Source organism: Phormidium sp. CCY1219 (assembly GCF_055795085.1).
Genome location: NZ_JAYFEQ010000914.1, coordinates 1 through 10,677, shown reverse-complemented (window position 1 = coordinate 10,677; position 10,677 = coordinate 1). Strand labels below are relative to the sequence as shown.

Here is a 10,677-nt window from a genome sequence, read left to right as displayed (position 1 = left end):
GAGCCTGGGAACGAGTTGGACGAGTTGGTGGTATAATATCGTCTCTGGTGAATCTTTTGCCCTTTCCGAGGCGGAGCTTCGGAAAGAGCGTTCCCAGGCTGGAGCCTGGGAACGAGTGGGGTTAGGTCGATGTGATGTAGGGTGGGAATTGCCCACGGATTGAGGAAAAGAGTATAAGGTGGGCAATGCGCCCACCCCACAGGGAGTTTTCAACTGCTCGGATCCGGAATTGTGATATCAATAGCGGTTACATTCGTTTCCGGGGCGAGACTGGTTAACGGCGGTTCGATCGCGGTAGAATTGCCCACCACCAGCGTCACCAACTGCTCGGGAGCTAAATAGTTCTGCGCCACTCGCTGCACGTCTTCGATGGTGGTTTCTTCAACGCCGCGCTGATATTGGAAGATAAAATCTTCCGGATATCCATAATACTCATATCGCATCAAGCGCGACAGGGTTTGGCTGGGGTCGGCGAAATTAAAAATAAAAGAATTCAACGCCGATTCTTTGGCATATTCTAACTCTTCTTCCGTAATCGGTTCGGTGCGGATGCGTTCGATTTCCTCCAACATTGCGGCAATAAATGGAACCGTGGCATCCGATCGCGTCGATCCGCCGGCAATAAACATTCCCGGATAATCGTAACGCGGACTCCAGACACCATACACGGAATACGCCAATCCTTGACGCGATCGAATCTGATTGAATAACCGTCCGCCAAATCCATTCAGCACCCCATTGAGTACCGATATTGCCGGATAATCGGGATTTTTCAATTCTCCCCCCAGATGCCCGAGTTGAATATTGCTCTGAGTAAGCTGGGGCTGATTCACGAGAAAAATACCGCTTTTTTTTGCTTGCGTCACCGGGGGCAAATTGCTTGTGGGTCGGTCTAATTTCGGATCCGGTTTCCAGTCGCCGAATTTCGCTTCAATCAGCGATCGCATTTCCTCGGTATCGAAATCGCCCACAATTCCCAAAATCGTATTGTTCGGAGCAAAATACTTCTGGTAAAACCCCACCACATCGGGGCGAGAAATATTCTCCAAAGTTCGATATTCCACCGTGCGGGCATAGGGACTCTTTTCCCCATAAATCAACTTGCGAAATTCGCGCATTGCCACATCGCTGGGATTATCATTGCGCCGCGCGATCGCACCGGCTTGTTGCGTCTTCGCCAACTCGATTTTTTCTTCTGCAAAAACCGGATAGCGAATCACCTCGGCAAATAATCCAAACACCTGCGGTAAATTTTCACTCAAGGTATTGAAGTTTGCCGATCCGGAGGTAGTATCGATGCTGGTTTCCACCGATGCCGCTTTTTGTTCCAAAATTTGATTCAACTCATCTGGGGAATGAAACTTAGTGCCACCGGTTCGCATCACTTCCCCGACGATTTGTGCCAGTCCCACTTCGCTGTCCGGTTCGAAGCGATCGCCGGTGCGAAACAACGCCCGACCACTGACCAGGGGCAATTCCCGGTCTTCCATTAAATACACCACCAGACCGTTATCCAGTTGATAGCGGGTATAGTCGGGTAGCTTAACTTCCGGTGCGGGAGGAAACTCTAATTCCGTATAATGTTTAGCCGGTTGTGCCGTCACCGGAAACAAGGCGAACAAGACGAGCGCCAAGGGGACGAGAAGCAGCCAGACGAGATATTTGCGGCTTTTATTCTTGCGTTTGGTGATTGCATTGGACATTAGTTAGTTTCCTCCTGTGGCAACAGCAGTCCCACGGTGCGGTTTTCGGGACGGAAGGTTTCGCGCGATACTCGCAGCACATCCTCGGGGGTAACGGCGGCAAATTGTTCTAATTTGGCAAACAGATTGCGCCACGACCCAGTTTTCACTTGATATTCCACCAATAAACTGGCCATCCCCTGATTGGAATCGAGCGATCGCAGCAATTGCGCTCTCGCTTGGGTTTTCACCCGCTCTAACTCCTGGAGCGATACCGGTTCTTCGGTGAGGCGCTCGATTTGTTCGTGCAATGCGTTCGCCACTTCCTCCACCGTGTGACCCGGTGCGGTGAGGGCATAGAACAACATCAAGTTGGGATATTTATCCCCGGGGAACCCGCTAAACCCCTGCGCCGAAAGCGCTACCTGCTGTTCTTCCACGAGAGACTGATACAGGCGCGAGGTGCGACCATCGCTGAGAATGCTGGCGATGATTTCATACACCGGGCGATCGGGATGGTCGATACCTGGGGCGTGGTATCCTTCCAGATACCAGGGTTGAGAGGGGAAGCGCACCGTCGCCTGACGCGGTTCGGTTTGGGGTGGCTCCACGGCGGTGACTTCCGGGGGGGCGGGTTGGGCTTTGTAGCGCCCGAAGTAAATTTCCGCCAGTCCCTGCACTTCGTCGGGATCCACATCTCCCACCACGGCGATGGTTAAGTTGCTCGGCACGTAATAGGTCTCGAAAAATTCCCGCACGTCCTGACGGGTCATGTTTTTCAGGTCTTCGGGGTATCCAATCACCGGGCGGCGATAGGGATGCACCTGAAAGGCGTTGTCTAAAAACACCTCGATGGTTTTGCCAATTGGGGAGTTATCGGTCCGCATTCTTCGTTCTTCGAGAATGACTTGTTTTTCTTTATAAAATTCCCGAAAGACTGGTTCGAGGAAGCGCTCGGATTCGAGAGACATCCACAGTTCGAGCTTATTGGCGGGAAAGCTATAAAAATAGCGGGTGGCATCGGCAGAAGTGGTGGCATTGAGTCCCACTCCGCCGGCTTGTTCCACGATTTGACCCAGTTCGTTTTGCACCACCAAGGCGGAGGCGGCGGTTTCGAGTTTGTCGAATTCCAGGCGTAGTTTTTCCACTTCGGCGGTTTTGCCGGCGGCGCGCGCTGTCTCGATTTTCGCATTTACGCGATCGAGTTGGTCGAGGAGTTCTTTTTCGGCTTGATAGTCTCGGGTGCCAATCCGGGGGGTACCTTTAAAGGCGAGGTGTTCCAGGAAATGGGCGACGCCGGTTTTGCCTTCTGGTTCGTTGGCCCCGCCCACGTCGGCGTAGGTTAAAAAGGAGACGACGGGGGCTTCATGTCGTTCTAAGACGATAAATTTGAGGCCATTGTCTAGGGTGAATTCGGTGACTTTCTCGATGACGCGATCGAGGTAGGGTTGGATGGATTCGGCGGCGGTGGTTTGCGATCGCTCTCGCGCTATGGCGGCGGAACCGGGAATCCCGGTCCACAGCAGGGCGACGATGACTAGGGCGACAATCAGGGGGCGGGCGCGAAATCCCTGCCTCCGGGGGCGGCGATCGCGGCTTTGGTTAGGATAAAAGAAGCATCGCCTCGGGTTTGGTGGGAAAACTCTGCCCCACAGGCGGGCGATGGGGAAAAATCCAGGTATTTTTTTGAGTCTACTCATAAACGGATTGCGGCGTTTTTACGTCCTCTCTAGCATCAATGGTTCCTTTTACCCACGAGGGGAAAGTTAACAATCTGTGAAAGTTTCGGCAATTCACTCGGGTTGCGTTAGACAATAAAACCAACGCAAGAATATTTTTTGCCCTCTACTCATTATCTACTCGAAGATGAAACTATTTACTCCCCAACCACAACCGACGGATAGCGATACGCGCACCCGAATTTTACAGGCGGCGCAGCGCTTGTTTGCCCACCAAGGCTACAACAGCACCACCACTCGGGATCTGGCTCAAGCTGCTGGTGTGGCTGAGGGTACCCTCTTTCGTCATTTTGGCAATAAAAAAACTATTTTGGTGGAGTTGGCTACGGAAGGATGGGTCGAAATCCTCACGGATCTGCTCACGGAACTCAGCGAAATGGGCAGCTACAAGGCGGTGGCCCAGGTGATGCGACGGCGAATGCTCAATCTACACAAGAATGGGGATTTGCTGCGGGTGTGTTTCCTGGAGGCTCAGTTTCACCCGGAATTGCGCGATCGCATCCAAGAAGAAGTGATTGCCAAAATGACGGATGTGGCTGAGGCTTTTTTTGAAACGGCAATGGAAAAAGGCATTTATCGTCCCATGAATCCCCGCTTGGTGGCTCATGTGTTTTTAGGCATGTTTGCTGTGGCTGGATTTAGCGAAAAAACCATGTTTAGTGAGGATTCCTCCCCAGAAGCGCTCAAGCAAATGGCTGAAGGCTTGGCGGATATTTTTCTCAATGGGGTTTTAGCTAAACCGGAGTAGTTTTTTGGCTTCTGTCTGGGTTCTCCTTTGGCGTTTAACGGTGGCAATTGGACAGCACTTTCGCTTGCTGAATCCATTGGGTGACGCGATCTATCGAGGGACACAAATCTCTTCTGTGCATGGTGCTGACTTGCACCCGCTTCAGTTGTTGGTGCAGTCGGTGGATCGGTACTCCCGCAAGTTGGTTGACGGAGGCAATCCCGGCGTGCAGCAACAGTCCGCAGTATTGGCAACCGACGCTGGGCACGCAGGCAAGCTGTGCCATCGCCACCCATTTGCGAATATGTTGGATGTGAATCTTTAATTGGTTGGCAAGGGCGAGTTTTTGTTCTTCGCTGCTTGCTTTTCGGATTAGTTGCCGGGTGGTGGTAATGCCACAGGCAACGAGTCGATCGCGGTATTCTCCACTCAATCCGGGCAGGTTTTCTAATGGCCAGTTAGAGGGTTTTATCGGGCTGTTTTTCGCCCCGGTATGGTTTTTCATCCCCACATTTTGGTAAGATTTTGCTAACGGATTAAATTTTAATTATAAACCCGGTGTACATGGGTGGGTCAATTTCTCTCGGGCGGTTGTGCGATCGCCCCGCTCAAATCATAAAATAACATCGATTCATCATGCAAACTCAAACTTCGACGGCTTCTCTGGACGCTGTATTGCGCGATCGGCGGGAAAAATTGGCGCGCGCGATCGATTTTCCGGCGATTTTATGGTCGGGAAGTCCCTCGTCGCGCAATTTTCCGGCGAATGTTTTCCGGTTTCGCCCTAGCAGTCATTTTCTCTATTTTGCCTGGGTGCCGGTGGAAAATGCGGCGATTCGCTTGGCGGAGGGGAAGCTGGAATTGTTTATGGATGACCCCTCGCCGGCAAGTACCCTCTGGCATGGGGTGACGCCAAAACGGGAGGAAATTGCTCTGGCGATCGGGGCGGATGCGGCGTTTCCCCTGTGGGAGTTAGCTTCCCGGGCGCGGGGGGCGGCTACGATCGCCGTGCAGGATGGCAAGACTCTGGCGGCACAGTCTCGGGTGCTCGATCGCCCGGTGTCTCCCGCTCCCGATGCCGCAAATCCGGATGAAGCCTTGGACCTGCAACTGGCAAAGGCGATCGCTCAGTTGCGCCTCACCCACGATGAACCGGCGCTCAAGGAGTTGCGCCAAGCTGCCGCCTGTACGGTGCAAGTCCATTTAATCGGCATGAAGTCCACCCGGGAGGCGAAAACTGAGGCGATGGTGCGCGGGGCGATGGAAGGCGCTATCCTGTCTCAGAATTTTTCGGTTGCCTACAACAGTATCGTTACGGTTCATGGGGAGGTGCTGCATAACGAACGCTATCATCATCGGTTACACCCTGGCGATTTGTTACTGGCCGATGTGGGCGCGGAAACGGCAACTGGCTGGGCGTCGGATGTGACGCGCACTTGGCCGGTGTCGGGTCAGTTTTCTCCGACGCAGCGGGATATTTACGATGTGGTGCTGGCGGCCCATGATGCCTGCATCGAACAGGTCGGTCCGGATGTGGAATATCTCGAGGTGCATCTGCACGCAGCGCGCATCCTGGCGGAAGGTTTGGTGGATTTGGGGATTTTGCAGGGGAATCCGGAGGATTTGGTGGCAATGGACGCTCATGCGTTATTTTTCCCCCACGGGGTGGGCCATTTGCTCGGCTTGGATGTCCACGATATGGAGGATTTGGGGGATGTGGCCGGCTATGCAGCGGGCCGCCAACGCAGCGATCGCTTCGGGTTGTGTTACCTGCGGCTTCACCGTCGGTTGCAACCGGGGATGTTGGTGACTATCGAACCGGGTTTTTACCAGGTGCCGGCTATTTTGCAAGACCCCCAACGGCGATCGCACTACGATGCGGTGGTTAACTGGGATAAGTTAGCTCACTTCTCTGACGTGCGCGGTATCCGCATCGAAGATGATGTGTTGGTGACGCCAAATGGTCGGGAAGTCTTCACCGCCGACATTCCCACTCAAGCTGACACTATCGAGCAAATCGTGCAAAGCGGATCTTAGGCGAGAAAACTGGGCGGAGGGTGGAGATTCCCCACCCTCCGATTCTGCTGTTTCCGTTTCTCAAGGGAGAGCGTTTTGCATCGGTCCACCAGAACCCCCCTGTGGCTGACGACGCCTAGCCTCCCTCTAAATTTCCTGGTTGTCTATGTTATCTCCCTTCTCCATCTCTCCCGTTTCTTTCTCCCTTGGTTACGCCGTGGCTTGCTGTGGCGTTAACTCGCAATTCCCCGAAAGCGGGGCGATCGTATCGAATTGCATGGCATTTATTAAATATAAACAATTAGATTGCAGACCGCTCTTCACTGCTTCCCCGATGGTGATCGCATTTTTTGTCTTCATCGTCTTTGCACTCTTCTTTCACGACGGTTACCGCTTCCGCTTTGGCGCTTACCTCCTCGGAGAAGATTGACGGTTCCCACGATTGAGAAACGCCGGCCAAGCAGATTGCTACCTGGATGGACATGCAGAAGAACCTCCCATGAAGGGCAGAATTGATTCGTCGTGTATGTTTTGCCATTTTGCACTCCTGAAATCACTACACTGAGAAATAAAGGAAAACTATTAGGTATGCTAAATCGCACCAATGTTGGCCGCAATCTTTCCCTGGTTTGATTTACAATTGCATCATCTTGTGCTACTAAATCTCCTCAATAAATTTTACAAATTTTTGCAAACTTTCGTGAATCAATGTTGCATTTCCCCGAACTGAAATGTGGTAAAAACCCGTGAGGGGTAAGACCAATCAGGGTAAATGGCATTGCCCATGCATTTCTCCTCGTTGTTAAGCCGATATGAGTTTCCTCGGTTTCGCGCTGCTTCGGTGGGGGTCTAGCTGGCTGCCAGTTTCCCGGGTAACTGTTAGAAAACAATTTCGCGCGCGGATCGCCACCAAGACAATTGCGAAATTTGGCACACCTTAAGTCATGCAATTCTCCGTCACAGTTGCTTCAAGGTTTCAGGATGGTCTTGTCAATTTTAGCCTACCACAGCTTAGGAAATTCGCATCATTTTTTTCACTGCAGTTTTCGCCCTTTTCCAATCTGCTAAAATAAATCAGGTATAATATCACAAGTTTGGCGATTTTTAATTAAATGAAAATTAAAATCCACTGGCTAAAAAGCCGCCATCTACGGCGATGCATTGTCCGGTAATATAAGAGGCGGCAGGCATGGAGAGAAAGGCCACTAAGCCGGCCACCTCTTCGGGGTTGCCCACGCGCTGCATTGGCGTTTTGTCGATGACGGTGGCGAAATACTCGGGATTGTCGAGCACCGGGGCGGTGAGGGGAGTGCGAATGTACCAGGGGGCGACGGCATTTACGCGAATGTTGTCCCCGGCCCACTCTACGGCGAGCGATCGCGTCAGTTGTACTAACCCCGCTTTGGTTATCGCATAGGGCGCACCGGTGGGTATGGCCACTAACCCCGCCACTGAGGCAATGTTCACAATGCTGGCGATCGCGGCTCGCTTGAGGAAAGGATAGCACAGGCGGCACAGTTCAAAGGCAGAGGTGAGATTGGTCTGCACGATCGCTTGGTACTCTTCTGGGGTATAGTCCAGGGTTTTTTTGCGAATGTTCGTGCCTACGTTATTGACCAAGATATCTAAATGGCCAAACCGTTCGCCGATGCGATCGCAGATGCGGTGGCGATCGTCCGCGCTGCAGGCATCCCCCGCAATGCCTTCCACCTGCCATCCCCGCGCCTTCCAGCTTTCCACTCGTCGGTCTATCTGTTCCGCATTCCGGGCCACAATGGCCACTTCTGCACCCAGACAGAGCAGTTCGTTCGCCACTGCTAAGCCAATCCCTTGGGTAGCACCGATGACTAAGGCTTTTTTTTCCTTCAAATTCCAGCGATCGTTCATGGTTTCCATATTTCCGCAAAACTCCTCGTTATTTTACATCCTCCCGTTGCAACCTCTCAATTTTACTCCTCATCTGCTATCTATCCACCTCCCCCATTTGGCCCTACTTTACTCCGCCAAATCAACTCGTTCCCAGGCGATCGCCTGGGCAACCCTCCCCGAGTATCCGCCTCCACACAATTCAATTTACAAGTTCCCAAATCGAGCAAACAAACGCTAATTCAAACCGAACAAAACCCAGATTTTTTATGTCCACAACCGCCCGTGTAATTAAAAAAAGTTGCTAAATGGCTGTTAAAAATAGACAATTACATGTTAATATAAAACCAAATCAAAAAACATTGGGAGACATCAGGGTGGATACCCCAAATGCCAATTACAACCAACCGTGGAAAGAAGCAATAGAAGACTATCTGCAAGCCTTCCTCAACTTCTTTTTCCCCCTGGTTCACTCGCTCATAGACTGGACCAGATAATACCAATCCCTCGACAAAGAACTGCAACAAATTAGCCCTAGCGGGAGCGCCGGAGAGCGCGAAGGAGACAAACTATTCCAAGTTTGGCAACGCAACGGACAAGAAGCTTACCTGTTTATTCATATCGAAATTCAGAGTCAAGAAGATGCCGAATTTACCGAACGAATGTATATCTACCATTACCGCTCCTTTGACATTCACAAAAAGGTGATTAGCCTCGCCATCTTAGGAGACGATCGCCCCTCCTGGCGTCCCAACTCCTACAGGTACGAACTCGGTGGCTGTTCCATGCACTTTCAATTTCCCACCGCCAAACTCCTAGACTACGAAAATCAGTGGTCAATCCTGCAAGAAAGCCCCAATCCCTTCGCTTTCTTAGTCATGGCCCACTTAAAAACCAAAGCCACCACCAGCAACGCCGAGGAACGAGAACGTTGGAAATGGGAATTAGTGCAAAACCTCTACGAGCGAGGCTATACTGAAAACGACATCATCAAGTTATTTCGCCTACTTGACTGGATGATGACCCTACCCGAATCACTCCAACAAAGTTTTGATACCAAACTCCAAGCCTATCAGGAGGAACGACAAATGCCAATTCTCAGCAATATCGAACGCCGCGCAATGGAAGCCGGTCGCCAAGAAGGTCGCCAAGAAGGAATGCTACAAACTGCTCGCGAGGCGGTCCTAGAAGTGTTGACCGTGCGGTTTAACTCGGTACCCTCGGAACTGAGGGCGCGGGTGAATCAAATCACCGATATTCCTACCCTCAAACAACTGCTGCAACAAGCAATTTCGATTGCATCTATCGCGGAATTCGAGCAACTCCTCGATGCCAATTCTACAGCAGATTAACCCCGGAACAATTGTTTTCAATTCGCCCGCGTAGGAGAGGGTCTGTTCGTATTGAGGGAATCAACGCGGGCGATTGAAATCGCACCTTTGCAGGTTCTAGGGTAAGCCATGCGCGACAGGGCTATCGTGCGCCTAGGGGCACTAATCCTTTTGGCGATTATTTCTCCGGACATTATATATTGCCCTTGACATTTCTAAAACTTTGTGGTAATAAAAGTCAGGGTATATTGCAGATTGACAATTGCATAAATACTCCACAGGGGCAAACTGGGGGATTGAAATTGCCGGGGGGCTATGCACGGGAGGCGACAGTAAATTGCAGATTGACAATTGTAGTATAGGGGGCGGGGTGCGGGTTAACACTCCCCCGCGCCACCCAGCGGATACAGCATGGCCCCCTCCCTACCGCACGTCGTCATCTTTCAATCAGTTCCTGGAATAGCGCGATTTTCAATCAGTGCCCGGAACCTTGTATCCTGGCGAATCCCATCAAAATCGGTATAGGTTTTCGCCAATTCGCGATATTTCGGGTTGAAATCAATCGCCTGCCGCAAATGGTCTAAGGCTAACTCTACCTTGCCTTGCAACGCATAAAGACAAGCGAGATTATAGTAAGCATTCGCATACGTCGGGTCGAGTTTCAGGGCTTGGTGAAAATTCGCCTGCGCCTCCGGATAGGAACCTAAGGTGCGCAAAGCATAAGCGCGATTGGCCCAGAGATAGGGGGCATCGGGTTGCAATTCTAGAGCGCGATCGTAAGTGGAAAGTGCGGCTTCTGCGTCCCCAGCGCGCCGCTGTGCGATCGCCAACCCATTCCACAATTCCGGGTTGTCTGGTTGCAGTTGTACCCCGTTTTGAAAGCAGCGGGCTGCCTCCTCATAGCATTCTCCTGCCCACAACAGCGCTTTGCCCCCCTGTTGCCAAATCCTGGGGGCAGCATCGGGACGGAGGTTGACCGCTTTCTGCCAACAGGCAAACGCCTCTTCCCCCCGTCCCTGCTGCGCCCAGGATAAGCCTCGATAAAACAAACTCGCGGGATTGTCCGCCCCTGGAGAGCGGCGGGGGAGTGGCAGTAAGGAGGAATCTATTTCCCACCGCAAAAAATGCACCACCCCCAACCCATCGCCGGCTACCATTGTCACCCCATCCGGGGCCACCGCACAACCCATAAAGAGAGAGTCGCCGCTAAAGGTCACCACCGGCTCCCCGGTGAGTAAATCCCACACTTTCACGGTGTTATCCCTTGAACCGGACAGGGCGTATTGGCCATCCGGGGAGAGGGCCACGGCGGTTAC

At 52.2% G+C, this 10,677-nt stretch carries 9 protein-coding genes; 3 read left to right on the top strand and 6 right to left on the bottom strand.

Annotation, left to right across the window (positions count from 1 at the left end; genetic code table 11):
- Positions 1 to 209: 209 nt before the first annotated feature.
- Together AC0QH1_RS30090 and AC0QH1_RS30085 are read right to left on the bottom strand one after the other, a co-directional pair.
- Entirely contained in the window at positions 210 to 1,703 is a 1,494-nt protein-coding gene (locus AC0QH1_RS30090) for a M16 family metallopeptidase (protein ID WP_324635131.1), read from the bottom strand.
- Positions 1,703 to 3,382: a M16 family metallopeptidase gene (locus tag AC0QH1_RS30085; protein WP_324635130.1), complete on the bottom strand. Its 1,680-nt coding sequence runs from the start codon at positions 3,380 to 3,382 to the stop codon at positions 1,703 to 1,705. The genes AC0QH1_RS30090 and AC0QH1_RS30085 overlap by 1 nt, the downstream gene beginning before the upstream one ends.
- A 166-nt stretch (positions 3,383 to 3,548) precedes the next feature.
- On the opposite strand from AC0QH1_RS30085, the gene AC0QH1_RS30080 reads away from it, so the two are divergent.
- Positions 3,549 to 4,169, top strand: coding sequence for a TetR/AcrR family transcriptional regulator (locus AC0QH1_RS30080; RefSeq protein WP_324635129.1), 621 nt, complete (start codon positions 3,549 to 3,551; stop codon positions 4,167 to 4,169).
- Between the two features lie 34 nt (positions 4,170 to 4,203).
- Here the strand turns inward: AC0QH1_RS30080 and AC0QH1_RS30075 are convergent, their stop codons facing one another.
- Positions 4,204 to 4,653: a DUF4332 domain-containing protein gene (locus tag AC0QH1_RS30075; protein WP_324635128.1), complete on the bottom strand. Its 450-nt coding sequence runs from the start codon at positions 4,651 to 4,653 to the stop codon at positions 4,204 to 4,206.
- A 131-nt stretch (positions 4,654 to 4,784) separates the two neighbouring features.
- On the opposite strand from AC0QH1_RS30075, the gene AC0QH1_RS30070 reads away from it, so the two are divergent.
- Positions 4,785 to 6,185 carry an aminopeptidase P family protein gene (locus AC0QH1_RS30070; protein ID WP_324635127.1) on the top strand — a complete coding sequence of 467 codons (1,401 nt, stop codon included), beginning with the start codon at positions 4,785 to 4,787 and terminating at the stop codon, positions 6,183 to 6,185.
- A 280-nt stretch (positions 6,186 to 6,465) separates the two neighbouring features.
- Here the strand turns inward: AC0QH1_RS30070 and AC0QH1_RS30065 are convergent, their stop codons facing one another.
- Together AC0QH1_RS30065 and AC0QH1_RS30060 are read right to left on the bottom strand one after the other, a co-directional pair.
- Complete coding sequence (locus tag AC0QH1_RS30065) at positions 6,466 to 6,702, bottom strand: hypothetical protein (protein WP_324635126.1); 237 nt, start codon at positions 6,700 to 6,702, stop codon at positions 6,466 to 6,468.
- A 581-nt stretch (positions 6,703 to 7,283) separates the two neighbouring features.
- Entirely contained in the window at positions 7,284 to 8,060 is a 777-nt protein-coding gene (locus AC0QH1_RS30060) for an SDR family oxidoreductase (RefSeq protein ID WP_324635125.1), read from the bottom strand.
- A gap of 632 nt (positions 8,061 to 8,692) precedes the next feature.
- Between AC0QH1_RS30060 and AC0QH1_RS30055 the strand changes: the two genes are divergently transcribed.
- Positions 8,693 to 9,382 carry an RpnC/YadD family protein gene (locus AC0QH1_RS30055; RefSeq protein ID WP_324635124.1) on the top strand — a complete coding sequence of 230 codons (690 nt, stop codon included), beginning with the start codon at positions 8,693 to 8,695 and terminating at the stop codon, positions 9,380 to 9,382.
- A 422-nt stretch (positions 9,383 to 9,804) separates the two neighbouring features.
- Here the strand turns inward: AC0QH1_RS30055 and AC0QH1_RS30050 are convergent.
- Positions 9,805 to 10,677 (bottom strand): WD40 repeat domain-containing protein (locus tag AC0QH1_RS30050; RefSeq protein ID WP_324635123.1); only part of this gene is annotated, 873 nt, incomplete at its 5' end.

Excerpts from the sequence above, each read along its gene's own strand:
- AC0QH1_RS30090 (WP_324635131.1), bottom strand. The coding sequence starts at position 1,703 with ATGTCCAATGCAATCACCAAACGCAAGAATAAAAGCCGCAAATATCTC.
- AC0QH1_RS30085 (WP_324635130.1), bottom strand. The coding sequence starts at position 3,382 with ATGAGTAGACTCAAAAAAATACCTGGATTTTTCCCCATCGCCCGCCTG.
- AC0QH1_RS30080 (WP_324635129.1), top strand. The coding sequence starts at position 3,549 with ATGAAACTATTTACTCCCCAACCACAACCGACGGATAGCGATACGCGC.
- AC0QH1_RS30060 (WP_324635125.1), bottom strand. The coding sequence starts at position 8,060 with ATGGAAACCATGAACGATCGCTGGAATTTGAAGGAAAAAAAAGCCTTA.
- AC0QH1_RS30075 (WP_324635128.1), bottom strand. The coding sequence starts at position 4,653 with ATGAAAAACCATACCGGGGCGAAAAACAGCCCGATAAAACCCTCTAAC.
- AC0QH1_RS30070 (WP_324635127.1), top strand. The coding sequence starts at position 4,785 with ATGCAAACTCAAACTTCGACGGCTTCTCTGGACGCTGTATTGCGCGAT.
- AC0QH1_RS30065 (WP_324635126.1), bottom strand. The coding sequence starts at position 6,702 with ATGGCAAAACATACACGACGAATCAATTCTGCCCTTCATGGGAGGTTC.
- AC0QH1_RS30055 (WP_324635124.1), top strand. The coding sequence starts at position 8,693 with ATGTATATCTACCATTACCGCTCCTTTGACATTCACAAAAAGGTGATT.